Raw genomic sequence first — 23189 nt, forward strand, 5'->3', positions numbered from 1 at the left:
TATCTGAGTTGAGACCCGACCGGTGAGGCTATCCGAATGAACCTGACGCTTTCCTGGCAATTCTGGGCGCTGTTGTCGGCGACTTTCGCGGCACTGACGGCGATCTTTGCCAAGGTCGGCATCGAGACCATCAATTCCGATTTCGCCACCCTCATCCGGACAGCCATCATCCTGGTCGTGCTTGCGGCGATCCTCGCCGCCAGCGGCCAATTCCAATCGTGGGCCTCAATCTCCGGGAAGACCTGGCTTTTCCTTAGCCTGTCGGGACTGGCGACCGGAGCCTCGTGGCTCTGCTATTTCCGCGCGCTGAAAATCGGCAATGCGGCGCAGGTGGCGCCCATCGACAAGCTAAGCGTCGTGCTTGTGGCGGTGTTTGGCGCGGTCTTTCTCGGCGAGCGGCTCACCGGTGCGAACTGGCTTGGCGTCACCCTTATCGCGGCGGGCGCGGTGCTGGTCGCTTATCGAGGGTAGTGCTGCGCCGTGGCGGGCGTTCTTGGTTTCGAGACGGGTGATGAAAATATCGAAGCGATTGGGCATCGTCCGGTCAGTGCTCCGTCGTGCTGTCGGGTTCGTTGTCGGGTAGCTTGATCTCTGGTGGAGGGCGGCGCGCGAGCCCCTGCTTGCCGTCCGTGGTGGCGGGCGGCTTCCCGTCTCCTTGCGCGGCAAAGCGCTTGCGGCCTGCATAGTAGGGCTCGAAAGCGTCCTGTATGGTCAGTCTGTCCATCCTGTCCTCCCGGGGGAATCAGGGGCTAAATCTGCGAAAGACGGTTTCGTTCCCTACTGTGGCGAAGGAATGGCGCTCGCCTTGCATTACAGCGGCTTTTGCAACCCGGCGCGGGCCGTGCCAAACAGGGCGGATGATTTCGGAACGTCCTTCGCGGCTCCATCTGGACGCGGGCGCGCCGCTGACGGAGAAGGGCACCGGTGACTGGCGAGACGGGAAAGCGCAGCTATGTGATCGGGCAGACCGAGATCGCGGCCCGGCCGCTCGAACCCGCGCTCTATCTGGTGGCGACGCCGATCGGCAATCTCGCCGACATCACGCTGCGCGCGCTTGAGACGCTGGCCGCCGCCGACATGGTCGCCTGCGAGGACACGCGCGTGTCGCGCGTGCTGCTCGACCGCTACGGCATCCGCCGCCGCACCACGGCCTATCACGAGCACAATGCCGGCGAGGCCGGGCCAAAATTGATAGCGGCGCTCCAGTCGGGGCAGAGCGTGGCGCTGATCTCGGATGCCGGCACGCCGCTGGTTTCCGATCCCGGCTACCGGCTGGTCGGCGAGGCGCTCGACCAGGGCATTCGCGTCGTGCCCATCCCCGGTCCGTCCGCGCCGCTTGCCGCGCTCACCGCATCCGGCTTGCCTTCGGATGCCTTCCTGTTCTCCGGCTTCCTGCCGGTCAAGGCGGGGCAGCGGCTGGCGCGGCTGGACGCGCTTAAAGCGGTGCCGGCGACGCTGATCTTCTTCGAATCGCCGCGCCGGCTGGCCGAGTCTCTCGGCGCGATGGCCGAAGCGCTTGGCGGCGAGCGCAAGGCAGCGATCGGCAGGGAATTGACCAAGACCTTCGAGGAGATGCGCACCGGCACGCTGCGGGCGCTGGCCGACCACTATGCGGCGGCCGATACGCCGAAGGGCGAGATCGTGGTGTGCGTCGGTCCGGCCGAGGCCAGGGCGGACGAGCCGGCCGATATCGACCGGATGCTGTTGTCGCTCGCCGCCGAAATGCCGGCTTCGAAGGCGGCGGCGGAAGCGGCGAAGATGACCGGCGGCCAGAAGCAGGCGCTTTACCGGCGGCTGCTGGAACTCAGGGATGCCTCTGGAGAGGACCGTGGCTAGGCTCCCGAGCGTCAGCCGTCAAAAGGCCTACCGGCGCGGCCATCGCGGCGAATGGCTGGCGGCGGCGGCGCTGGTGCTGAAAGGCTACCGGATCCTGGCGCGCCGCCATCGCACCCGTTTCGGCGAGATCGACCTGATCGCGCGGCGCGGCGACCTGGTGCTGTTCGTCGAGGTCAAGGCGCGCCGCACGCTGATGGAAGCGATGGAGGCGATCGCCCATGAATCGGAGCGCCGCATCGAAGGCGCCGCCGACATCTGGCTGTCGCGCCAGCCGGATTACGGCAGGCTGTCGATGCGGTTCGACATGATCGCCGTGCTGCCATGGCGCTGGCCGGTGCATGTCCCGAACGCGTTTTACGGGCGCAATTGAGGGCTGCGTCGCTCGGGTTCAGTGTTCGACGGGCCATTCGCCCGCGCCAAGTGCCGCGATCGCCGCGATTATGCGCCGGAACGCCTCGGCGGCAGCCGGCACGGTGGTGCGGGCGCGCAGGAAACTGTGCACGAGGCGCTTCTCCTCGTGCCAGCTCGCTTTGCCGCCGGCGGCCAGGATGCGGTCGCGATAGGCCTCGCCGTCCGACGACAGCGGGTCGCATTCGGCGGTAACGACAATGGTGGGCGGCAGGCCGGAGAAGTCGGCGGCGCGCAGCGGCGAGAAGGTCGGATCGTCCGGCGCCTGTCTCTTGGCCGAGCGGACGTGGCGGTAGAAGGCGACGTCGCCGGTCGACAGAAGCGGCGCCTCGGCATGCTCGATGTAGGAGCGGGCAGTCTCGTCGCCGCCGAGGCCGGGATAGATCAGCACCTGGCCGGTCGGCCTCTTCGCGCGAGCGCGCGTCGCGTGACTGACCGCCGCCGCCAGATTGCCGCCGGCGCTCTCGCCGGACAGCAGCAGTGGCCCGTTCGCTCTAGCCGCCGCCCATTCGAAGGCGGCCAGAGCGTCGTCGAAGGCGGCGGGGTGGAGATGTTCGGGCGCCAGCCGATAGTCGACCGAGAGCACGGCAAAGCCGGTGCCGGCGCAGATCTCGGCGCAGATGTCGTCATGGCTGTCGAGCCCGCCCAGGATGAAGCCGCCGCCATGGTAATAAAGCACCGTGGCCCGCGCGGCCGTGCCTGCCATCCCGTAGTGCCGCACCGCGATGTTCCGGCCGGGGGCGGCGATGAGGTCGTCGCTCGCCGTCACCCCCGGCGGATAGGGCTGGCGAAGCGCCCGGCACATCCTGTCATAGATCGCACGCTGCTTGGCGATCGGCAGGTCGATCGTCTCGGGCGGATACCAGGCGTTGATGCCGTCTATATAGGCCCACAGCGCAGGGTCGAGCCGCGTCGCGTATTTGCTGCGACCGGTCATTTCAGTGCTGCCCACGGTTTCGGAAGGCATTGCCTCAAAGCTCGCTGTAAAGCCTGGCCGCGTTTTCAAAGCTGAAACGCAGCGGCACCGAGCCCTCGACCTGCCAGACGGCGACGCTCTCGCCAGCCAGCAGCAGGCAGGCGCCGTCGGTGTCGGTGACGGCGCCGCCATAGAGCCGGTTGGCGAGGTTGAGGATTGCGGTCTGGTGCATGGCGGCACTGCCGCTGCCGCAGGCGTCCTTGACCAGCAGCACGCGAAAGCCGCGCGCCACGGCGTCCTTCACGGTGGCATCGATGCAGGCCTCGGTCCACACGCCAGATATGACCAGCCATTCGACGCCGGAAGCCTTGAGCCGATCGGCGGCCGGTCCCGCGCGGAAGGCGCTGGCCTCGGCCTTGATCAGCAGCGCCTCGCCATCAGCAGGCGCCACCTCACGGCAGATCTCGGTCAGCGGATCGCTCTTGTCGGAGAAGGCCGACTTGCCGTCGGTTCCAACAGGGTGAAAGGGCCGCTCCTGCTTGTCGAGATCGACAATGTAGGCCCAGTGATAGAGCGGCACATTGTTCTGCCGCGCCGCCGCCTGCAGCCGCTGGATGTTGGCGAGAATCTTGTCAAAACCCTCGACCAGGTAGCGCGGGTCCTGCCGGTGCTCTTCCTGCAGGTCGATGAAGACAGCGGCCACGGTGCCGCGCTTGACGGAGATAGGGCTTTTCATGCGGATGCGCCTGGCCCCCAAGATACTTCCAAACGCTGGAGGGACAGAGGGGGGCGCCAAGGAATGAGGCGCTCGTTCTGCAGCTGCGATGCGTCGCCGAGGCGGGCAGTGGATGTCAAACCTGCTTCTCCAGAAACTCATCCTCATAGGGGAAGCGCGACAGGAGCTCGGTGCCGGTCTCGGTGATCAGGATTTCATCCTCCAGCTTGACGCCCTCGCGGCCGCCCTTCTCGCCAATATAGCTTTCCACGCTCACCACCATGCCTGGCACGATATGGCCGTCGCGGCCATAGGTTTCGTAGTCCATGGCGTGCGCGATGAAGGGCGTCTCGCCATGCATGCCGACGCCGTGCATGACCGAGGTGTAGCGCTGGTCGACGAAGCGGTCGGGGATCTTCCACGCCTTTTCGGCGATCTCGCGGAAAGCCATGTCCGGCTTCACGATCGAGATATTGTGCTGAACCTGGTCGTGCGCCATGCGGTAGAGCGATTTCTGATAGGGGGTCGGCTTGCCGGGCCCGCAGCGGAAGGTGCGCGAGAAATCCGAATAATAGCCATAGCAGCCGATCGTGTCGGTATCGAGCGCCAACAATTCGCCCGGCCGGATTTTTCGCCCGCTCGCCTCGTTGAACCAGGGATTGGTGCGCTGGCCCGACGTCAAGAGCCGCGTCTCGATGAACTCGCCGCCCTGGCGGATGACCTCGCCATACATGATGGCGAACAGCTCGTTCTCGGAAACGCCGGGCTTGATCGCCTCGCGCACCGCATAGACGGCGGCTTCCGCGCCGGCCATCGACACCTGCAGGCATTTCACTTCCTCCGGCGTCTTGACCGCGCGCACCGCCAGGATCTCGCCCTGGCAATCCCGGACCTCGCAGCCGCGCTTCTCCAGCGCCAGCGCCTGCAGATGGCTGCAACGGTCGAGCCCGAGCTTCATCGAGCCGCTGCCATGCTGCTTCAGGAGTTCGGTGATCTCGTCGGCGAAGGGACCGGCGGTCTCGTCGTCGCGGCCCGAGACCGACGACCAGACGAGCTTGGAAGGACGCGCCTCGTCGATCGTGTCGAGCACCATCGAGACATGGTAGCTCTGCGGATATTCGAACAGCACGATCGGCCCTTCGGTCGGAATGAAGAAATAACGGGTCGAGTTGCGCAGAAAATAGCCGAACATGTTGCGCGAGCCGGTGGCGTAGCGCTGGTTATAAGGATCGAACAGCACCACGCCGCCATATCCGGCCTCACGCATCCAGCCGCGCAGCTTGGCCAGCCGGCCTTTACGAAGCGCGTCGGCATCGATGAAGGACGGCTCGGTATCGGACAGCCACATGCCGCCCGCCGGATCGGCCGCCGCGGGGTGGCGCATGCGGTCCTTGAAGTCGACGTCTTCAGTGCTGTCGGGGTCGAATACGACGATGCTCATGGGGGCTGACCTTGGGTGGTTTGCAAGATCAGACCATGGCGCAGGAGATAACGAGGGATTGTGCGGAAAACCGCGCTTGTTGTGCGAGATGCCGCTGGGTAATAAGAGATGCAGGTGCCAAGCGCCCCCCTTCTGCCCTGCCGGGCATCTCCCCCTCAAGTGGGGAGATTGGCAGCTTTGACCTCGTCGCTTCTTCGGTGAAAATTGGCGAAAGCTGTTGTGACGTTCAATCTCCCCCCTTGAGGGACCCTCGTATGGGAGATGGCCGGCAGGACAGAGGGGGGCGACGTCTCTCAGCGCCAGCAAGACCTCTAATGCCGTCGCGCCAGCTTCGGAGGATGGCCGTGCTCCTCGCGAAAGGCGCGCGCGAAGCTCGACATCGAGGCAAAGCCGCAGGCGAGCGCCACGTCGCGCACGGCGAGCGTCGAGTGCGCCAGGAGATCGGCGGCGCGTTTCAGCCTGAGCCGCCGATAGTAGCCATTGGGCGAGATGGCGAGTTCGGAGCGGAAGGAGCGTTCGAGCTTATCGGAGGAGACGCCGAGCCTGGCCGTCAGCTCCGCCATGCCGAGCCGCTCCTCCACAGCGTCCTCCATGATGGCGATGGCCGACAGCACCAGCTCGTTCCGCACGCCGGTACGGAGGCGCAGCGGCATCAGCTTGCGGTCGACGCTGGAGCGCAGCTGGCTGTGCACGAACCATTCGGCGACGCCGGCCGCAAGCTCGGCGCCGTAGTCGCGGGTGATGATCTCCAGCATCATGTCGAGGCTGCCGACGCCGCCCGCCGAGGTGAAACGCTTGCGGTCGATGACATAGAGGTCGCGCCTCAGCTCGACATTGGGAAAGGCCTCGGTGAAGGCCGCCTGGCTGGTCCAGTGCAAGGTGCAGGCATGGCCGTCGAGCAGGCCGGCGCGGGCGAGGAAGAAGGCGGCGTCCGCCACCGCGCCGATATGGGCGCCACTGCGCAAGCTGCGGCGGATCCAGCTTGCCGCATCCTCGGCGACGAGATGATCGGCATCGCCGCCTGAGCAGACGACGATGCGGTCGACCTTCGGCGCATCCCCGGCATAGAAGCGCGGCTGGATGACGACGCCGTTCGAGGCCTCGACCGCGCCTTGGGTAGCGCCGACGATGATCCAGCGATAGCATTCCCGCTTCGCCAGCACATTGGTCGCGCGCAGCGGCTCGATGACCGAGCTGAACGCCATCATCGGAAAGCCGGGGAAGACCAGCACCGCGAAAGTGAGGGGAGCGTCTGGAGATGTGTCGCGCGTGGCCATAGGCTCTACATCTCGGGCAGATGGGATTTGGGGTCAACGGGGTTGTGGCTGGCTTTCTGCGAAGTTGGCGCTGCCCCTCATCCGCCTGCCGGCACCTTCTCTCCGCATAGTGACGGGGAGAAGGGAGATACCGCAACCCCGGCTCCCTCTTGCCGCCGTTGATAATTGGCGCAAATCGAGACACAGCGCCCCTCTCCCCGTCACTATACGGGAGGATGCCGGCAGGCAGGTAAGGGGCAGCGCTGGCTTGGAGACTGGCTCGTCTCAGCGGGAGCGCCGCCGCTCAGCCCCCCAGCGCCTGCTCCAGGTCCGCGATCAGATCGTCGCCATCCTCGATGCCCGCCGACAGCCGCACCAGCGAATCCGATATGCCGATCTCTTCGCGCTTCTCCGCCGGGATCGATCCATGCGTCATCAGCGCCGGATGCTCGATCAGGCTCTCCACGCCACCGAGGCTTTCGGCCAGCGTGAACAATTGCGTGCGTTCGAGGAAGCGTTTAGTGCCGGCGAGGTCGCGGTCGAGCACGGCTGATATCATGCCGCCGAACGCATGCATCTGCTGGACGGCAACGGCATGCTGCGGATGGCTGGCGAGGCCGGGATAGATGACCCGGCGCACATCCTTGCGGGCTTCCAGCCACTGCGCGATCTTGAGGCCGTTCGACGAGTGCCGCTCCATCCTCAGCGCCAATGTCTTGAGGCCGCGCAGGGCGAGAAAACTGTCGAACGGGCCCGAAATGGCGCCGATGGCGTTCTGCAGGAATTTCAGGCGATCGGCCAGATCCTTGTTGTCGCCGACAACAGCCACGCCGCCGACCATGTCGGAATGGCCGTTGAGGTACTTCGTCGTCGAATGCACCACGACGTCGATGCCGAGCTCCAGCGGCCGCTGCAAATAGGGGCTGCAGAATGTGTTGTCGGCGACCGAGAGGATGCCCTTGCGCCTTGCAAGGGCTGCGACGCCTTCGAGATCGACGATGCGCAGCAGCGGGTTGGTCGGCGTCTCGACCCAGAGCATTTTCGTCTCCGGGCGGATTGCCGCCTCTATAACCGCAAGGTCGGTGCAGTCGACGAAGCTCACCTTGAGATCGGCGGAGCGCTTGCGCACACGCTCCAGCAGGCGGAAGGAGCCGCCATAGATGTCGTCGGTGGCGACGATGTGGGCGCCGGAATCGAGCAGTTCCAGCACGGTGGCGATCGCCGCCAGCCCGGAGGCGAAGGCGAAGGCAGCCGAGCCGCTTTCGAGATCGGCCACCGCGCGCTCGAAGGCAAAGCGCGTCGGATTCTGGCTCCGGGCATATTCAAAGCCCTTGTGCACGCCGGGCGACTGCTGGCCATAGGTCGAGGTGGCGTAAATCGGCACCATCACCGCTCCGGTCAGGGGATCGTGGCTCTGGCCGCCATGGATGGTGCGGGTGGAGAAGGCCAGGCGGTTCTTTCCGGATGCGGTCATCGTGCACGGCGCCTCAAATGGTTGATCAGGTCGATGCGGGTTATCAGGCCGACGAACTCGTCGCCGTCGAAGATGATGGCGACCTCGTTGCGGTCGAATACCGGCAGCAGCGCGTCCAGCGTCTGGCTGGCCTGCAAAGTATGCAGATTGGAGGTCATCGCCGTGCGTACCGGCGCGTTGAAGCGCTCCCAGCGGCCCTCATAGGGGCCGTCGACCTTGGCCAGAATGTCGCTTTCGTCGACGATGCCGACCAGCTTGCCGTCGTCGAGCACCGGCAGCTGCGAGACATCGGAGCGGCGCATGCGGCCATAGGCGTTGAGCAGGCTCTCGTCCGGACCGACATAGACGGTGTCGCCGGTGCGGTGCGTGCGCATCACCAGGTCGCGCAGGTCGCCATGCTGCTCGTGCTCGGCCAGCCCCTGCTCGGCCAGCCAGAAATCGTCGAAGACTTTCGACAGATATTTGTTGCCGCTGTCGCAAACGAAGGTGACGACGCGCTTGGGCGACGTCTGCTCGCGGCAATAGCGCAAGGCGGCCGACAGCAGCGTGCCCGAAGACGAGCCGGCCAGGATGCCTTCCCGGGACAGGAGATCGCGCACCGCCAGCATGCTCTGCTTGTCCGATATGGAATAGGCCTTCTTGACCAGCGACAGCTCGGCATTGGGCGGCACGAAGTCCTCGCCGATGCCTTCCACAGTCCAGCTGCCGGCCTCCACCATCTTGCCGGTCTTGATCAGCGGCGCCAGCACCGAGCCGACCGGATCGGCCAGCACCATTTCCGTCTTCGGCGATGCCTTGGCGAAGAACCGGCCAAGGCCGGTCAGCGTGCCGCCGGAGCCGACGCCGACCACCACCGCGTCGACATCGCCGTCGAGCTGCGAAAAGATTTCCGGACCGGTGGTGGTTTCGTGCGCCTCAGGGTTGGCCGGATTGGCGAACTGGTTGGCGTAGAAGGCGCCGGGCAGCTCGGCCGCGATCTTTTCGGCCATGTCCTGATAATATTCGGGGTGGCCCTTGCCGACGTCGGAGCGCGTCATGCGCACTTCCGCGCCGAGCGCGCGCAGGTGCTGGATCTTCTCGCGCGACATCTTGTCGGGCACGACCAGGATGATGCGGTATCCCTTGGGGATGCCTACCTGCGCGAGGCCTAGGCCGGTATTGCCGGCCGTCGCCTCGACGATCGTGCCGCCTTGCTTCAGCCTGCCCTCCTTCTCGGCCGCCGCGATCATCGACAGCGCGATACGGTCCTTGATCGAGCCGCCGGGATTCTGGCTTTCGAGCTTGATGAACAGCCGGCACTTGCCGATGTCGAATTGGGTCAGCTCGACCACGGGGGTCTGGCCGATCAGGTCGAGCACCGATCCGTAAGGCGGCCGCAGGCGCGACGTTGCGTTTTCCGAAGCGGCGCTTTCCAAAGGGGCGCTATCCGAGGGCGCGATCTTGTGCCTGCTCATATCGATGCTCCATGATCAAGCGGCCGCCTCGTGCAGGGCGGCAGCGTATCCTCTTTTCCAGCCCTTTGCAGTGGGAAAGAAGATAGATCGTGCCAATCGACCGGCTAGATGGAGAATGAAATTCCGGGTTGCGACGCGCAACGGCTGCAGGACTGTGCGGCACGTCCCCCCTCTGGCCTGCCGTAGAGCGCCGACGTCAACACTTTACCCCAGCAGCTGCTTGCTCAGCCTCGCACACTGGACGCGAATATCCGGAATGGCGTCGATCTCGAAGAAGGTGCCTCTGGTCAGCGGGCCGACGGCGAGGATTTTCCTGGACACCGTGCCGTCCCCGGCGATGATCTCGCAATTGGCCGTCACGTCGAGGCCGATGCGCAGCGGATCCGGCCGCGCCAGCCCGCGGTCGACCAGCGAGCGCACCACGCTGTTCGACGAGGCCAAGATGTCCCTGACGATACCGGAGCAATCATAGATGCGGGCGACCTCGAACCTCTCCAGCCGCTTGGTGTGGCGCGACTGGACCTGGACCGTGAACTCGCCGCCCGCCGCGATGTCGACGACACGGCCGGCGACGAGGCGGATGCGGCCGGACTGCACGGCTTGCGTGACGCGGGCATGGACCTCGGGCGCCATGCGGTGGCGGTGGATGTCCCACCACGCCTTGGTGTGCTCGACGAAACGACGCTTGGCGGAGGCCGGCCAGTTCTGCCAGATCTTCTGGTTGAACGGGCGAAGGCCGTCGACGACGTCGCGCCAGTCGATGCCGGCCTTCTGGTTTTCCCGGATCAAATCGCGGAACCAGCCGACGAAATAGGAAAGCTGGGTGCCGAGCGGGATATCGGCGACGTCGAGCTTGATCGGATTGCCCTTGCGGTGCGGCGAGGGCAGCAGGCCGCGCCGCGACACCGCGACGATCTCGGCGCGGTGGCCGCGCTGTTCGAGGGCGAGGAACGCGTCGACCATGCTGAGGCCCGTTCCCAGCACCATGACGCTCCGGTCGGGATCGAGCGCGGTGTCGGCCTCCGATCCCATCCGAACCGCATGGCCTTGCCCCATGGCCGGCACCTCGTCATGGCCGGTGGCGAGCACCGCCAGATGGGCGACGACGCTGGTGCCGTTGGCGAGCGCCACTTCGACCCCCGAGGCCGTGGGCGAGATCGACAGGCTTTCCTCATGGATCAGCCGGAGGCGTCCGGTCTCCCTCTCGCGCGCCTCGAGATCATCCAGCAATTCGCCGAGATAGCGGGCATAGATGCTGCGCGGCGCGTAGACCGGCGCCTGCTCGGGCGTTGCCAGGCCGCGTTCCAGCAGCCAGCGCCAGAAATTGCCGGGATCGTCGGCATAGGCGCTCATACCGGCGGCGCTGACGTTCAGCACATGCGCGGAGAGCAATGTGGAATAGGCGATGCCCTGGCCGAAATGCGGGCGCTTCTCGACCAGCGTGACGCGAAGGTCGGGATTGGGCTGTCTCAGCAGATGCGCGGCGAGCACGACCCCGCTGGCGCCGCCGCCGACGATGATGATCGAGTTGCCGCGGCCGCTCATGCCAGCCCCGTGCGACGCGCCGGCGTCAGGCCTTCACCGCAACCGGCAGATCGTCGCTCGCGACCGAGAGGTCGTCGAGGCCCCTTGCGACCCCAAGGTCGTCGAGGCCGATGTCGCGCATCTCGGCGAGGCTGCGCTGGTCGAGCACCTCGGCGATCGCTTGCCGGACTTCCAGCATCAGATGTCGAACCTGGCATGTCGCCTCGTTACAGTCTTCGCAGCGCTGGTATTGGGTACGGCTGGCGCAAGGGATCGGCGCCAGCGGGCCGTCGAGCACACGCACGACATGGCCGACCCTGATTTCCTCCGGTGGCCGCGCCAGGCGATAGCCGCCATCCTTGCCTTTGCGGCTCTGCACGAAACCGGCATTGCGCAGTTCGCCCAGGATGGCGTCGAGAAACTTCTTCGGGATGTTGTTGCCGGTCGCGATGTCGTTGACGAAGGCAAGCTGCCCGGCCGGCATCCGCGCCAGATGGACGAGCGCCTTGAGGCCGTACTTGCCTTTCTTGGTGAGCATGATCCGAACGTTTCTCTGTCATGCGATGGCTCGAGGCCATCCGTTGCGAAACGCCTGGCGTGCATCCCGCCGCGCTCAAGCATCCATGACATAAATTCTACCGACATGATATACAAGCCAATCGCGATTGATCTTGCTTGATTTTCAAGCCATTGCGGCGATTTTGGACCTGACTTGTGATGCCGGGGACACAAACCGTGGCGCGACGGCCCGAGACCGGTGCCACCGGCGATCGCCGCGATACGGATGGGTATGACCTCTCATCGTCGCCTCCAAGTCTCTATGTCGATAAGTTTACTATACTTAAACGCGAACAGGCGGAACACGTTTTTAAATTCCAATCCATCTGAAGCATGGATTTGCCTTTCAAGCGGCTGCAACGTGAATTCTCGTTCGCGATCGGAGGCCGTAGCGGTGGCTGGAGCTTCCCGAACGTGATGATCTCGCCACTCTTGAAGCGCCATAGCCGCCAAATCCGCCTGGGGACCTCGGCACCGGCAGCTTTTTCCAACAAATCCAACCCTGCTAGAAGAATTTAACTCTACAAGAATCATAGAATTAGCGGACTATCATGAAGCAATCCGGTTTTCCCCTGTTTCATGGAGCCCTTGATGTCCACCACCATTTCGCGACGCATCCTTCTCCTGTCTACGGCCGCACTTGCCGGCGCCGCCTTCCTCGGCCCGGCTTTTGCCGACGACCTCAAAATCACCATCGGCTACCAGACGGTGGTCGAACCCTCCAAGGTGCCGCAGGCCGATGGTGCCTATGAAAAGGCTACCAAGGCCGCCATCGACTGGCGCAAATTCGATTCCGGCGCCGATGTCATCGCCGCGGTCGCATCCGGCTCGGTCGACATCGGCTATGTCGGTTCGAGCCCGCTGGCGGCGGCGGCGAGCCGCGAATTGCCGGTCCAGACCATCTTCGTCGTCGGCCTGATCGGGCGATCCGAGGCCTTGGTCGCACGCAACGGCGCCGGCATAGAGAAGGTCGCCGACCTCGCCGGCAAGAAGGTGGCCGTGCCCTTCGTCTCGACGACGCATTACAGCCTGCTTGCCGCGCTGAAACATGAGAATGTCGACCCGAAATCGGTCGAGATCCTCAATCTCAGGCCGCCGGAAATCGCCGCTGCCTTTTCGCGCGGCGATATCGATGCGGCCTATGTCTGGGATCCGGCGCTCGGCCAGGTCAAGACATCAGGCAAGGTGGTGCTGGATTCCTCCCAGGTCGCCGCCTGGGGCGCGCCGACCTTCGACGCCTGGATCGTGCGCACCGACTTTGCCGAAAAGAACCCGGAAGCGGTGCGCGACTTCGTCAAGGTGACGGGTGCGGCCTATGCCGAGTACCTGGTCAAGCCCGATGCCTGGTCGGCAGCGTCGCCGCAGGCGGCCGAGATCGCCAAGCTGACCGGCGCCAAGGTCGAGGAAGTGCCTGAACTGCTCAAGGGCTATGTCTTCCCGACACTCGAAGAACAAGCCTCCGACAAGTTCCTCGGCGGCGGCACGGTCAAGGCGATCGCGGCCGCGTCCGCCTTCCTCAAGGAGCAGGGCAAGGTAGACGCCGTGCTGCCGGACTATTCGAAATATGTGACATCGAAATACGTCACCGAGGCGCTGGCCTCGAACTGACCCGAGCGTTGGAGCGCCCCATGTCACGACGGGCAGGTGGCGCCCCTATGAGACGCGCGCACGTCTTTCCTGACGCCGCGTGTCGCCTGTCCCGGAGCCGCTGACGAGGCGCGGCTTCGGGCAGGCGGACTTCAACGAACTCCCTGCGAGGGCTCATGTCGCATCTCGTGCTCGACAGAATCTCGATCCACTATGACGGCCAGCCCGCACCCGCCGTCGAGCGGGTGTCGATCGACGTCGCCAGCGATGACCTCGTCGTCCTTGTCGGCCGTTCCGGCTGCGGCAAGACCTCGCTGCTCAATGTCGCCGCCGGCTTTGTCGCGTCGGCACGCGGCACGGCCACGATCGACGGCCGGCCGATCGCAGCACCCGGTTCGGACCGTGCGGTGGTGTTCCAGAACGACGCGCTGTTTCCCTGGCTGACGGCGCGCGAGAACGTCGCCTTCGCGCTCAGGCTGCGCGGTGTCGGGCCATCCGAGCGGGCGCGCCGCGCCGACGAATTGCTCGGCCTGGTCAAGCTCACCGATGCCGGCGACAAGCGCATCTGGGAGCTGTCCGGCGGCATGCGCCAGCGCGTCGGCCTTGCCCGGGCACTGGCTGCCGAGCCACAATTCCTGCTGCTCGACGAGCCGCTCGGCGCGCTCGATGCGCTGACGCGCGAGCGTATGCAGACGACGCTGCTCGACCTGTGGACGGCAAGCAAGGTCGGCGTGCTTATGGTCACGCACGGCATCGACGAGGCGCTGGTGCTCGCCACCCGCATCGTGGTGCTGGCGCCCGGGCCGGGCCGGGTGGTGCGGACCTTGGAGCCGGGTTTCTCCAGGCGCTACGCAGCGGGCGAGGCCATCCGCGCCATCAAGGCCGATCCTGGCTTCGCCGCGGCGCGCGGCGAACTGACCGACGCCATCTTCGAGGGAGAGGCGGCATGACCATTTCCTCCTACACCGAACGCTCCGGCTCCAGGACCGAAGAGGCCGACGGCCTGTCGGTGCCATGGTCGCGCCCGGTCCCGAAGCGCAAGGGCGTTTCGGCGCGCATGGTCAGCGCGGCTACCATTCTTCTCGTGCTGGCGCTGTGGACGCTGTCGGCCCGCCTGCAACTGGTGTCGCCGGTATTCCTGCCCTCGCCTGTGGCGGTGTGGAACAAATTCATCATCGTCGCCCGCGATGGCTTTGTCGACGCAACGCTCGTCCAGCATATCGCCGCCAGCCTGGGGCGGGTGTTCGCCGCGCTCGTCGCGGCGCTCCTCGTCGGCGTGCCGGTTGGCCTCGCCATCGGCATCAGCACCGTCGGCCGCGGCATTTTCGATCCAATGCTGGAATTCCTGCGGCCGATCCCGCCGCTCGCCTATCTGCCGCTGGTCATCATCTGGTTCGGCATCGGCGAGCCGTCGAAGGTCCTGGTGATAGCCATCGCCATGCTGGCGCCGGTGGCCTTGTCGACCGCGTCCGGCATCCGCGGCGTCTCGCAGGAGCGCATCAACGCCGCGCGTTCGCTTGGCGCGACGAGGCGCCAGGTGGTCCGCCACGTGATCCTGCCCAGCGCGCTGCCGTCGATCCTGACCGGACTGCGCATCGCGCTCGGCGCCGGGTGGTCCACGCTGGTAGCCGCCGAACTGGTGGCGGCGACGCGCGGGCTTGGCTTCATGATCCAGTCGGCGGCGCAGTTCCTGGTCACCGACGTGGTGGTCATGGGCATTTTGGTGATCGCGGCCATCGCCTTCGTGCTCGAATTCGCCATCCGCAGGATCGAGCGCGCGCTCGTGCCGTGGGCGGGACGCGAATGATCGGGAAACGGAGATGACGATGACCCATTCCACCGCCATGCTGTTCGCCCATTTCGGCACCTGGCTGCTGGGCCTGACATCCGATGGCAAGGCGATAGAGGAGGACAAGGCGACAAGGGAGGACGGTCCGCGCTCGCCGGCGCCCGTCCGACTCCCGGCCGGGCGTGACCGCCTGCCGCCGCGAGACGAAAGCTTCTACTGGGCCTGGCAGTACTGGTCGCAGTGAGAGCGGCTCAACCGCGCGAACGGTTCGCCCACACCAGCCCGGCGAGACCGACCAGCATGACGATGATGCCGATGGTGAGCCATTGCGACTGGCCGGTCATGAAGCTGCCGCCGATCGCGCCGATGCCTTGCAGCGACCACAGCGCGCCGACGGCCAGCACAATCAACGCCAGCAGATTTTTGATCAGTCTCATTGCCGGATTCTCCCTTCCGAAGTTGATCGGTCGCGTCGTCGCCGTCGCGATGAAAGAGGCAAAGGAATCGGTTCGGCAGCAGCATCTTCTACTTGGATGTTGCCGCTCGATCTTGTCAAACAAGACATGGATATCCGCTGGAACATCATCGTGAGTTGATCGCTGACCGTCGGGAAATCACTGACAGACTGTTACCGGGCGACTCTAAACGTGTGCCGATGCCATGGAACTGCCGGATGATTGCCGCATTTTGTGCCTTATTGTCTCCGTAACGGCTGGGGCCTGTCAAAAACGGAGCCTTCCCCCAAATATGAATAACAACAACCGGACCGCGCTTGCCGCGGTGACGATCGCTGCTGGCCTGATGGTCGGCGCCTCCGCCACTCCAGCCGCCTCCGCCGCCGGCCAATGCGGCCGCGCTTCCTGGTACGCCCTGCACTCCAGGACCGCGTCGGGCGAACGGATGAACCCTTCGGCCTTGACCGCCGCACACCGCACGCTGCCTTTCGGCACCAAGCTGCGGGTCACCAACCAGAACAATGGCCGCAGCGTCGTGGTGCGCGTCAACGATCGCGGACCGTTCATCAGGGGACGCGTGCTTGACCTGTCGAAGGGTGCCGCCGGCCAGCTCGGCTTCATCGGTTCGGGCCACACCGCGGTCTGCATGGCGCGCGTCTGACCACCACTGCCCGGCCCGAGGGCCGGGCCGCCTGGCCTTCGCACCTGCACAATGAGCCGGCTTGTACCGTCCAAGACTGATTTCCAACGCTTTGGACCAAGAATGCGTATAGATCACGCCACGTGACGTATTGCATCGCAGCAATTAGTTGTTAACTTCCCCGCGAGACAGTTAGGGCCAGGCACTGCTCGCCGCCCCTTCGGTCGCAGGCCGCAGCGGGGTAAACGGATGTTCTACCAGCTCTATGAAATGAACCACGCCGCCCTGCAGCCGGCCCGTCTCTATGCCGATGCGGTGCGGCTGTTCTATTCCAACCCGCTCAATCCGTTCTCGCACACGTCCTGGGGCCGCTCGATCGCGGCGGGCGCCGAGTTGTTCGAGCGCACCACGCGCCGCTACGGCAAGCCGCAATTCGGCCTCGACAAGACGGTGGTCGACTGGAAGAGCGTGGCAGTGACCGAGAAGACCGTCTGGTCGCGGCCGTTCTGCAATCTGGTGCATTTCGAGCGCGCCGTTCCCGCCGGGCGGCGGCGAGATCCGAAGCTTCTGATCGTGGCGCCGATGTCGGGCCACTATGCGACGCTGCTGCGCGGCACGGTCGAAGCCATGCTGCCCCATGCCGACGTGCACATCACCGACTGGATCGACGCCCGCATGGTGCCGACGGCCGACGGCCAATTCGATCTCGACGACTATATCGACTATGTCGTCGACATGCTGCATGTGCTGGGCCCCGACACGCATGTGATGGCGGTTTGCCAGCCTTCCGTGCCGGTGCTGGCGGCCGTGGCGCTGATGGAAACGCGCGGCGACCCCTTCATTCCCGCGACGATGACCCTGATGGGCGGGCCGATCGACACACGCCGCAACCCGACCGCGGTCAACCTTCTGGCCGAGGAGAAGGGCATAGACTGGTTCCGCGACAATGTCGTGATGCGCGCGCCCTGGCCGGTGCCGGGCTTCGGGCGCGAGGTCTATCCAGGCTTCCTGCAGCTTTCGGGCTTCATGAGCATGAACCTCGACCGCCACATCATCGCCCACAAGGACTTCTTCATGCACCTTGTGAAGCATGATGGCGACAGCGCCGAGAAGCACCGCGACTTCTACGACGAATATCTGGCGGTGATGGACCTGACGGCTGAGTTCTACCTGCAGACGGTCGACACGGTGTTTGTCCGGCATGCCTTGCCCAAGGGCGAGATGACGCATCGCGGCACGCCCATCGATCCCTCGGCCATCCGCAATGTCGCGCTGTTCACGGTGGAGGGCGAGAACGACGACATTTCGGGCCTTGGCCAGACGCGGGCGGCGCACGATCTGTGCGTCAACATTCCCGCCGACAGGAAGGCGCATTACATGCAGCCCGCGGTCGGGCACTACGGCGTCTTCAACGGGTCGCGCTTCCGCGCCGAGATCGTGCCGCGCATCGTCGACTTCATCACCAGCTATGGCCGCCAGAACCGGGTCGCCGTGAAACCGAAGCTGGTCCGCACCGCCAAAAGATAGGCAGCCTGCATTGCCGGCCCGATAGCGCCGGACAGGCCGGGCAGGCCTGTCGCACGGGTGCCGCTGCCATGCGTCTCGCGGGTAACCATGTCGCAAATCACCCAATCGTGGTAATTGACACGGACTGTAGATCGCCCTTAACCTTTCATTAATAACAAGGGCGAGCGGGGACAATGAATTCCTCACCAATGGCGCGAGCGCTTCGTGCGTGCGCAGTAGCCGGACTGGCGACAATGATGGGAGGCTGGGTGGCACCGGCCCTGGCGGCCGGAGCGATGACGACCGGCGGCGTCGCGTCGCAACCGATCGGCCATTATGATTTCTGCAGGCTCAATGCCCGCGAATGCGCAATCCGTCCCGGCAATCTGGCGCCGGCCGCGATGACGGACAGGTTGTGGCGCAAGCTGGCCAAGGTCACCGCCAGGGTGAATGCCGCCGTCAAGCCGATGAGCGACATGGACATCTATGGCAAGGACGAGGTCTGGGCCTATCCCGCCAAGGGCGTCGGCGACTGCGAGGACTATGTGCTGGAAAAGCGGCGCCTGCTGTCCCGGATGGGCATATCGCTTGCCGATCTTCTCATCACCGTGGTGCGCAAACCCGACGGCGAAGGGCACTCGGTGCTGACGGTGCGCACCGACAGGGGCGACTATGTGCTCGACAATCTGACCGACAAGGTCAAGGCCTGGGACGACACCGGCTACCATTTCCTCAAGCGCCAGGCGATCGACAACACCGGCCGCTGGGTCTCGATCCGTGGCGGCCAGCAGGTGCTGGTCGGGTCCGTGGAGTAGGGACTGCGGCGGGCGGCGCGCCCAACCGCCGGATGTCGGCCCCGCCCCTCATTGCCCTGCCGGGCATTTCTCCCCGTATAGTGACGGGGAGAAAGACGCTGTCATCGACGATTTCCCCAATTGCCGACGTCGCAAGAAATACGCCAAGGGCGCGGCTGTCTCCCTTCTCCCCGTCCTATACGGGGAGAAGGTGCCGGCAGGCGGATGAGGGGCGGCGCCGACGTTGCAGTCACGCGCCTCGCGCACTCCCCAAAAAAATTCCCACACCCTCCATGAACCATTTCGGCCCGGCCGGCGACACACAGCCGTGAGCCGAAACCAACCATGGAGACTTCAAATGACTGCTTTCCTGCGTAACACCCTTCTCGCCGCCGTCGCGGTGTCGGGCATGGCCGGATCCGCTCTGGCCGATCAGACCATTCGAAGCTGCGCCAACACCAATCTCAACGACCTGTGGAGCGGCCGCCGTTGCGGCGCCGCCGGCGCATCGGACTGCCTTGGCGGCGGCAATGGTGGCCGCGGCCATGGTGATCACGGCCGCGGTGGCAATGGCGGCAGCACGGCCGGCAAGAACTGATCTCATCACGGCGGCCCGCCGGCTGCTGCTGGCGGGCCGCCGTTTCGCGATCGGGAGCTCAGCCGCCGCGAGAGCCGGGCAAACCCGGCCTACCGCCGTCGCCCCAGCGCCGCTCGGATAGAGAAGGTTATGCCGCGCAGTTCCTCCTCGTCGAGCTTTTCGATGTTCTCGGCCAGGAGGTTGGCAAGCTCGGTCGCGGCCGGGCTCAGGCCCGACGTGTCGAGCCTGACGCGCGGATGCGAGCCTTCGGCCAGTCGCGCCAGTTCCTCCGCGTCGTCCCAGATGATGTTGAAATAGCCGATGATCTTCTGGATCAGCGTCCAGGTCGGCGCGCCGCGCCTTCCATGCTCGAGCGCCGACAGATAGGCGGCGCTGACGCCGATGGCGGCGGCCATGTCCTTCTGGGTGACGCCGCGCTCGGCCCTCAGCGCCCGCAGCCTCTCGCCGAACGGGGTCACGACCCCATCCTCACGACCGGACCCGCCGCAGCCTGACATAGAGCGCGCCCGAGCCGCCATGGTTGCGCGCGGCATGGTCGTGACTGGAGACCAGCGGCCGGAACGCCGGCGTCGACAGCCAGGCCGGCACCGCGCGGCGCAGCACGCCGTCGCCGCCCGACGACGAGCCCTTGCCGGTGATGACCAGGACGTAACGGATGCCGCCGGCATGCGCGCGGTGCAGGAAGGAGAACAGCAGCGAATAGGCTTCGTCCTGCGTCATGCCGTGCAGGTCGACGCGGCCTTCGATGGGCAGCCGGCCTTTCGATAGTTTGTCCAGCGTCGGCTCGTCGAGCGCATGGGAGACATGCTGGGCCTTCGGCTTCGCCGCGCCTGCCGGACCGGCAACGGGCCGGGCTTGTTGCGTCGGCGCCGGCTTCGCCTCGATGCCGAAATCCGGGACAGGCACGGCGGCCTTGCCCTTCAGCGGCTTGGCCGTGCGCGCCACCAGGTTCCACAGCACCCGGTCGTCCTCGCTCAACCTGTCGCTGCGGCGGGTCATGGCTTGGACCGCGAGACGAGCGGGCGCGGCACCAGCGCGTAGAAATCGGCCGGATTGCGCACCACGCCGGCGATCTCGCCGGCGGCGTCGCCCGAGCCGGCGAAGAGATCTCCGCGCGCCGGCCCAGTGATGGCGGAGCCGGTGTCCTGCGCGATCAGCAGGCGCCGGAACGGTTTTGCCTCGAAAGCAGTCAGCGATGGCGCGTCGATGTAGAAGGGCGTGCCGAATGTGTGCAGCAGCCGGTCGACGGCGATCGAGCGGCCCGGCGTCAGCGGCACCTTGGCGGCGGCGATAGGCCCGAGCGCTGCGTCCTCGACCGCGGCCTCGCGGAAGAAGATATAGGAACGGTTCTGCCACAGGATCTCGTCGACGCGGCCCGGATGCGCCCTGAACCAGGCGCGGATCGACTGCATCGTCAGGTTTTCAAGCGGGATCTCGCCGAGCTCGCCCAACACCTTGCCGGGCCCGGTGAAGCGCTGGCCGGACTTGGCCGCATAGGTGACGCGACACAGCCGGCCGTCGGTCATGAGAAGCCGCGCCGCGCCCTGCACATGGATGAAGAAGGCATCGACCTTGTCGGCCAGCCAGGCGATCTCCAGCCCCTTGCCGGCGAGCGCGCCGCGCTCGATCGCGCCACGATCGAAATATTCGGCCGGCCCGTCCGGCGTCCGGCGCGCGAAAGCGAGATAGGGGTCCATTCCGTCGGGCCGGTTGGCGTCGTCGACATCGACGAGATCGGCGGGACGCGACAGCAGCGGCACGGCAAAACGCTCCGTGCGCACCGGCGAGGCCTCGACCTCCGGTTCGTAGAAGCCGGTGACGAGGCCGGCGCCGGTCTCCGGGCGCACCAGCATGGGGACGAAATGACGCTCGAAGAAGGCGCGGGCCTCAGACCGGCTGGCAGGAGGGGCCGCGCGCGCCTCGGCATAGGCACCGGCAAAGGCGTCGAAGTCGACGCCGAGCGCGCCGCTGCGATAAGGCTTGGCCAGGACATGGAAAGCGGAGCGGCGAAAGGCCTCGAAGGCCGCCAGATGGTCGTCGTCATCCCAGCCGGGCAGAGCGCCGAAGGATCTTTCGCTGAATGCCTGATGGAAGGACACGACAGGCCCGCCGCGGTCAGGGATTCAATCTTCTTCTTCGGTGGCGACGAGCTTCCAGTTCGGGTCGCGCGAGCGCGTGTCGCGGGCGAAGGTCCAGACGTCCTTGACCTCGGCGACGGTTTCGGGGTCGCCGTCGATGACCGCACCGGCCTTGTCGCGCGTCGCCGAAATCAGCTCGCTGATGATGCGCAGCGTGACATGCGCCTCGCCGCCCTTCATCTCGGCCGAGACGATGTCGGCCTTGTCGATGCCGACGAAGGAAGACTGGATCTTTTCCGACCGCGCCTCGCGCTCGCCGATCGCGGCGACGAAACCGTCATAGACATCGCGCGACAGAAGGTTCTTGAGCGTTTTGCGATCGCCGTCGGCATAGGCCATGACGATCATCTCGTAAGCCATCTTGGCGCCGTCGACGAAACCCTTCGGGTCGAAGGACGGATCGTTGTCCTTGATGGTGCGCAGGCCCTTGTTGAGGTCGGTTCCGGGCTTGGCAAAGGCGTCGATGGCCGCATAGACCTCGCCGGCCGGCTCGCCGGGCTGGCGCTTGCGCGGCAGCGACACGACATTCTCGGATTTCTGCGCATCCTTGTCGCCGGTGCGGGCGGCGGTATAGGGATCGAAAGGCGGCCGTTCGCTGCCGGTACGACGGCCCAGCACATTGCGCAGCTGGAAAAAGATCACAACTGCCGCAATCAGAAAGAAAATCGTGCCGAAGTCGAAGAAACCCATATCTTCCGCCAATCAATCCTGCCCTCGGCCGGACCGCCCGGCCAACAGGGCAGCGGTCGCATAGCGTTCAACATGCAAACCATATAGAACGCAAGGCGCAATCATTCAAATCAAAGGCAGCCATACCTATCTAACAGCCTCGGCGCCAGCGGCCGGCGGCCCGCTGGCAGGCAAAACAGACCAACGCCAGAACGATCGGAAGGATCGGCAAGACTTGCGCATTTCGTTATTTCCCGTTTTTCTTCTGGCGCTTCCGCTGCTGGAGATCGCCGGCTTCGTCATAGTCGGGCGCCAGATCGGCGCGCTGGCGACGGTCGGCCTGGTGCTCGCCTCGAGCATCGCCGGGGCGCTGCTGCTCAGGCATCAGGGTTTTGGCGTCATGAGCCGCATCAGCACCGAGATGGGGGCCGGCCGCGATCCGAGCCGCCAGCTCGCGCACGGCGCCATGATCGTGCTCGCCGCGATCCTGCTGATCATCCCGGGCTTCATATCGGACATTTTCGGCATTCTCCTGTTCCTGCCGCCGGTGCGCGATCTTGCCTGGCGCAGGCTCAAGGGCCGCATCGTGGTGGCGACGAATTTCTCGGCCGGCGGCTTCCGCGGCCGGCCGCGCGACAAGGTCATCGACCTCGACGACGGCGATTATTCGCGCGAAGACGATTTCAAGCGCGGGCCGGACCACAATTCGCCATGGCGCCGCCTGAAGGACGACTGAGGCTATATTGATGTTCAGGTGATGCCGGCCTGACCTGAATCTCGACGCAGTCTGGATCCCCTCCGGTCGCAAGGCGGCAAACCTTGTCTTGTCATGCCGGCCATGGTAGCGAACGCCCGATTTCAATTCGGTCAGCAATGCTGCCCAGGCAAAAGGACACAAGGCTCATGGCCAGCAAAGATGACGCGCCGGTCGGCGCCAACGGAAACGGCAATACGGCGCAGCCCTCGCTCAACGTCCTTGCCCAGTATGTGAAGGACCTTTCCTTCGAAAGCCCCGGCGCGCCGAACTCGCTGCGCGGCCGCGACAAGGCGCCCGGCATCGCCATCAACGTCAACGTCAACGCCAATCCGCTCTCCGACAAGCAGTTCGACGTCAACCTGACGCTGAACGCCAAGGCGTCCTTCGACCAGGAAGTGCTGTTCAATGTCGAGCTGGTCTATGGCGGCGTTTTCGCCATCAGCGGCTTCCCGCAGGAACACATGCTGCCGATCCTGTTCATCGAATGCCCGCGGCTGCTGTTCCCGTTCGCCCGGCAGATCATCGCCGAGGCGACGCGCAATGGCGGCTTCCCGCCGCTGATGCTCGACCCGATCGATTTCGCGCAGATGTTCCAGCAGAAGCTGGCGGAGGACCAGGCAGCGTCGAAGGTCCAGGTGAGCTGATTCCGGCTCGTACGGATATTGCAGAAAGAC

The 23189-nt window shown here is 65.4% G+C and carries 27 protein-coding genes; 13 read left to right on the plus strand and 14 right to left on the minus strand.

Going from position 1 to position 23189, the window contains the following annotated elements; translation table 11 throughout:
- Positions 1-36 precede the first annotated feature (36 nt).
- Positions 37-471, plus strand: coding sequence for an EamA family transporter (locus LB547_RS16620; protein ID WP_140759052.1), 435 nt, complete (start codon positions 37-39; stop codon positions 469-471).
- 73 nt (positions 472-544) lie between these two features.
- Here the strand turns inward: LB547_RS16620 and LB547_RS16625 are convergent, their stop codons facing one another.
- Positions 545-724, minus strand: coding sequence for a hypothetical protein (locus LB547_RS16625; protein WP_140759054.1), 180 nt, complete (start codon positions 722-724; stop codon positions 545-547).
- A gap of 200 nt (positions 725-924) precedes the next feature.
- Here LB547_RS16625 and rsmI point away from each other — a divergent pair, with 200 nt between their 5' ends.
- The gene (gene rsmI, locus LB547_RS16630; protein WP_140563839.1) at positions 925-1836 is read left to right on the plus strand and encodes a 16S rRNA (cytidine(1402)-2'-O)-methyltransferase; all 912 of its coding nucleotides are present in this window, start codon (positions 925-927) and stop codon (positions 1834-1836) included.
- Entirely contained in the window at positions 1829-2206 is a 378-nt protein-coding gene (locus tag LB547_RS16635) for a YraN family protein (RefSeq protein WP_181165189.1), read from the plus strand. Before rsmI ends, LB547_RS16635 begins: the two co-directional genes overlap by 8 nt.
- Before the next feature lie 18 nt (positions 2207-2224).
- On the opposite strand, the gene LB547_RS16640 is transcribed toward LB547_RS16635, so the two are convergent.
- The 8 genes from LB547_RS16640 to LB547_RS16675 form a co-directional block, all read right to left on the minus strand.
- Positions 2225-3181 (minus strand): alpha/beta hydrolase, encoded by a 957-nt coding sequence (locus LB547_RS16640; protein WP_140491833.1) that lies wholly within the window; start codon positions 3179-3181, stop codon positions 2225-2227.
- Positions 3182-3215: 34 nt separating this feature from the next.
- On the minus strand, positions 3216-3896 hold the full coding sequence (locus LB547_RS16645) for an isochorismatase family protein (protein ID WP_140625308.1): 681 nt from the start codon (positions 3894-3896) through the stop codon (positions 3216-3218).
- 115 nt (positions 3897-4011) lie between these two features.
- Positions 4012-5316 carry a M24 family metallopeptidase gene (locus tag LB547_RS16650; RefSeq protein WP_140759056.1) on the minus strand — a complete coding sequence of 435 codons (1305 nt, stop codon included), beginning with the start codon at positions 5314-5316 and terminating at the stop codon, positions 4012-4014.
- Between the two features lie 311 nt (positions 5317-5627).
- Positions 5628-6593: a GlxA family transcriptional regulator gene (locus LB547_RS16655; RefSeq protein WP_140524457.1), complete on the minus strand. Its 966-nt coding sequence runs from the start codon at positions 6591-6593 to the stop codon at positions 5628-5630.
- Positions 6594-6876: 283 nt separating this feature from the next.
- On the minus strand, positions 6877-8046 hold the full coding sequence (locus LB547_RS16660) for a trans-sulfuration enzyme family protein (protein ID WP_140759058.1): 1170 nt from the start codon (positions 8044-8046) through the stop codon (positions 6877-6879).
- Positions 8043-9500, minus strand: coding sequence for a pyridoxal-phosphate dependent enzyme (locus tag LB547_RS16665; protein ID WP_140759059.1), 1458 nt, complete (start codon positions 9498-9500; stop codon positions 8043-8045). Before LB547_RS16665 ends, LB547_RS16660 begins: the two co-directional genes overlap by 4 nt.
- A gap of 204 nt (positions 9501-9704) precedes the next feature.
- Positions 9705-11045 carry an FAD/NAD(P)-binding protein gene (locus LB547_RS16670; RefSeq protein ID WP_140759062.1) on the minus strand — a complete coding sequence of 447 codons (1341 nt, stop codon included), beginning with the start codon at positions 11043-11045 and terminating at the stop codon, positions 9705-9707.
- A gap of 25 nt (positions 11046-11070) precedes the next feature.
- Complete coding sequence (locus LB547_RS16675) at positions 11071-11562, minus strand: RrF2 family transcriptional regulator (protein ID WP_140491847.1); 492 nt, start codon at positions 11560-11562, stop codon at positions 11071-11073.
- 611 nt (positions 11563-12173) lie between these two features.
- Between LB547_RS16675 and tauA the strand changes: the two genes are divergently transcribed.
- The 4 genes from tauA (at position 12174) to LB547_RS16695 (ending at position 15202) form a co-directional block, all read left to right on the plus strand.
- Positions 12174-13190 (plus strand): taurine ABC transporter substrate-binding protein, encoded by a 1017-nt coding sequence (gene tauA / locus LB547_RS16680; RefSeq protein ID WP_140759064.1) that lies wholly within the window; start codon positions 12174-12176, stop codon positions 13188-13190.
- Between the two features lie 155 nt (positions 13191-13345).
- Positions 13346-14119 (plus strand): taurine ABC transporter ATP-binding protein, encoded by a 774-nt coding sequence (locus LB547_RS16685; RefSeq protein WP_140759066.1) that lies wholly within the window; start codon positions 13346-13348, stop codon positions 14117-14119.
- Positions 14116-14976, plus strand: coding sequence for an ABC transporter permease subunit (locus LB547_RS16690; protein ID WP_140759068.1), 861 nt, complete (start codon positions 14116-14118; stop codon positions 14974-14976). Before LB547_RS16685 ends, LB547_RS16690 begins: the two co-directional genes overlap by 4 nt.
- Positions 14977-14995: 19 nt before the next feature.
- Complete coding sequence (locus tag LB547_RS16695; RefSeq protein WP_140491853.1) at positions 14996-15202, plus strand: hypothetical protein; 207 nt, start codon at positions 14996-14998, stop codon at positions 15200-15202.
- A gap of 7 nt (positions 15203-15209) precedes the next feature.
- Here the strand turns inward: LB547_RS16695 and LB547_RS16700 are convergent, their stop codons facing one another.
- Positions 15210-15395: a hypothetical protein gene (locus tag LB547_RS16700; protein WP_181165190.1), complete on the minus strand. Its 186-nt coding sequence runs from the start codon at positions 15393-15395 to the stop codon at positions 15210-15212.
- A gap of 310 nt (positions 15396-15705) precedes the next feature.
- Between LB547_RS16700 and LB547_RS16705 the strand changes: the two genes are divergently transcribed.
- The 4 genes from LB547_RS16705 to LB547_RS16720 all read left to right on the plus strand — a co-directional run bounded on the left by LB547_RS16705 (position 15706) and on the right by LB547_RS16720 (position 18951).
- Positions 15706-16074: a septal ring lytic transglycosylase RlpA family protein gene (locus tag LB547_RS16705; RefSeq protein ID WP_140759070.1), complete on the plus strand. Its 369-nt coding sequence runs from the start codon at positions 15706-15708 to the stop codon at positions 16072-16074.
- Between the two features lie 228 nt (positions 16075-16302).
- Positions 16303-17580 (plus strand): polyhydroxyalkanoate depolymerase, encoded by a 1278-nt coding sequence (locus LB547_RS16710; protein ID WP_140759072.1) that lies wholly within the window; start codon positions 16303-16305, stop codon positions 17578-17580.
- A gap of 173 nt (positions 17581-17753) precedes the next feature.
- The gene (locus LB547_RS16715) at positions 17754-18374 is read left to right on the plus strand and encodes a transglutaminase-like cysteine peptidase (RefSeq protein ID WP_140491861.1); all 621 of its coding nucleotides are present in this window, start codon (positions 17754-17756) and stop codon (positions 18372-18374) included.
- 337 nt (positions 18375-18711) lie between these two features.
- Positions 18712-18951 (plus strand): hypothetical protein, encoded by a 240-nt coding sequence (locus LB547_RS16720; RefSeq protein ID WP_140759074.1) that lies wholly within the window; start codon positions 18712-18714, stop codon positions 18949-18951.
- Positions 18952-19040: 89 nt separating this feature from the next.
- Here the strand turns inward: LB547_RS16720 and LB547_RS16725 are convergent, their stop codons facing one another.
- Genes LB547_RS16725 through LB547_RS16740 form a run of 4 tightly spaced genes read right to left on the minus strand, consistent with a single transcriptional unit; the run spans position 19041 to position 21779 of the window.
- The gene (locus tag LB547_RS16725; RefSeq protein WP_140491865.1) at positions 19041-19409 is read right to left on the minus strand and encodes a helix-turn-helix domain-containing protein; all 369 of its coding nucleotides are present in this window, start codon (positions 19407-19409) and stop codon (positions 19041-19043) included.
- A gap of 10 nt (positions 19410-19419) precedes the next feature.
- Positions 19420-19950 (minus strand): Smr/MutS family protein, encoded by a 531-nt coding sequence (locus LB547_RS16730; RefSeq protein WP_140670538.1) that lies wholly within the window; start codon positions 19948-19950, stop codon positions 19420-19422.
- Complete coding sequence (locus LB547_RS16735; protein WP_140670539.1) at positions 19947-21050, minus strand: murein transglycosylase A; 1104 nt, start codon at positions 21048-21050, stop codon at positions 19947-19949. Before LB547_RS16735 ends, LB547_RS16730 begins: the two co-directional genes overlap by 4 nt.
- A gap of 24 nt (positions 21051-21074) precedes the next feature.
- Positions 21075-21779, minus strand: a complete 705-nt coding sequence (locus tag LB547_RS16740; protein ID WP_140514105.1) for a Tim44/TimA family putative adaptor protein — start codon at positions 21777-21779, stop codon at positions 21075-21077.
- Positions 21780-21993: 214 nt separating this feature from the next.
- Between LB547_RS16740 and LB547_RS16745 the strand changes: the two genes are divergently transcribed.
- Entirely contained in the window at positions 21994-22494 is a 501-nt protein-coding gene (locus LB547_RS16745; RefSeq protein WP_140625318.1) for an FxsA family protein, read from the plus strand.
- A 167-nt stretch (positions 22495-22661) separates the two neighbouring features.
- Complete coding sequence (gene secB / locus LB547_RS16750; protein ID WP_140491875.1) at positions 22662-23159, plus strand: protein-export chaperone SecB; 498 nt, start codon at positions 22662-22664, stop codon at positions 23157-23159.
- Positions 23160-23189: the final 30 nt, after the last annotated feature.

Source organism: Mesorhizobium sp. B264B1B (genome assembly GCF_020165765.1).
Taxonomy (GTDB): domain Bacteria; phylum Pseudomonadota; class Alphaproteobacteria; order Rhizobiales; family Rhizobiaceae; genus Mesorhizobium.

Coding starts and splice junctions, on each gene's coding strand:
- LB547_RS16620 (WP_140759052.1), top strand. CDS start 37: ATGAACCTGACGCTTTCCTGGCAATTCTGGGCGCTGTTGTCGGCGACT.
- LB547_RS16625 (WP_140759054.1), bottom strand. CDS start 724: ATGGACAGACTGACCATACAGGACGCTTTCGAGCCCTACTATGCAGGC.
- LB547_RS16640 (WP_140491833.1), bottom strand. CDS start 3,181: ATGACCGGTCGCAGCAAATACGCGACGCGGCTCGACCCTGCGCTGTGG.
- LB547_RS16645 (WP_140625308.1), bottom strand. CDS start 3,896: ATGAAAAGCCCTATCTCCGTCAAGCGCGGCACCGTGGCCGCTGTCTTC.
- LB547_RS16650 (WP_140759056.1), bottom strand. CDS start 5,316: ATGAGCATCGTCGTATTCGACCCCGACAGCACTGAAGACGTCGACTTC.
- LB547_RS16655 (WP_140524457.1), bottom strand. CDS start 6,593: ATGGCCACGCGCGACACATCTCCAGACGCTCCCCTCACTTTCGCGGTG.
- LB547_RS16660 (WP_140759058.1), bottom strand. CDS start 8,046: ATGACCGCATCCGGAAAGAACCGCCTGGCCTTCTCCACCCGCACCATC.
- LB547_RS16665 (WP_140759059.1), bottom strand. CDS start 9,500: ATGAGCAGGCACAAGATCGCGCCCTCGGATAGCGCCCCTTTGGAAAGC.
- LB547_RS16670 (WP_140759062.1), bottom strand. CDS start 11,045: ATGAGCGGCCGCGGCAACTCGATCATCATCGTCGGCGGCGGCGCCAGC.
- LB547_RS16675 (WP_140491847.1), bottom strand. CDS start 11,562: ATGCTCACCAAGAAAGGCAAGTACGGCCTCAAGGCGCTCGTCCATCTG.
- tauA (WP_140759064.1), top strand. CDS start 12,174: ATGTCCACCACCATTTCGCGACGCATCCTTCTCCTGTCTACGGCCGCA.
- LB547_RS16685 (WP_140759066.1), top strand. CDS start 13,346: ATGTCGCATCTCGTGCTCGACAGAATCTCGATCCACTATGACGGCCAG.
- LB547_RS16690 (WP_140759068.1), top strand. CDS start 14,116: ATGACCATTTCCTCCTACACCGAACGCTCCGGCTCCAGGACCGAAGAG.
- LB547_RS16695 (WP_140491853.1), top strand. CDS start 14,996: ATGACCCATTCCACCGCCATGCTGTTCGCCCATTTCGGCACCTGGCTG.
- LB547_RS16700 (WP_181165190.1), bottom strand. CDS start 15,395: ATGAGACTGATCAAAAATCTGCTGGCGTTGATTGTGCTGGCCGTCGGC.
- LB547_RS16705 (WP_140759070.1), top strand. CDS start 15,706: ATGAATAACAACAACCGGACCGCGCTTGCCGCGGTGACGATCGCTGCT.
- LB547_RS16710 (WP_140759072.1), top strand. CDS start 16,303: ATGTTCTACCAGCTCTATGAAATGAACCACGCCGCCCTGCAGCCGGCC.
- LB547_RS16715 (WP_140491861.1), top strand. CDS start 17,754: ATGAATTCCTCACCAATGGCGCGAGCGCTTCGTGCGTGCGCAGTAGCC.
- LB547_RS16720 (WP_140759074.1), top strand. CDS start 18,712: ATGACTGCTTTCCTGCGTAACACCCTTCTCGCCGCCGTCGCGGTGTCG.
- LB547_RS16730 (WP_140670538.1), bottom strand. CDS start 19,950: ATGACCCGCCGCAGCGACAGGTTGAGCGAGGACGACCGGGTGCTGTGG.
- LB547_RS16740 (WP_140514105.1), bottom strand. CDS start 21,779: ATGGGTTTCTTCGACTTCGGCACGATTTTCTTTCTGATTGCGGCAGTT.
- secB (WP_140491875.1), top strand. CDS start 22,662: ATGGCCAGCAAAGATGACGCGCCGGTCGGCGCCAACGGAAACGGCAAT.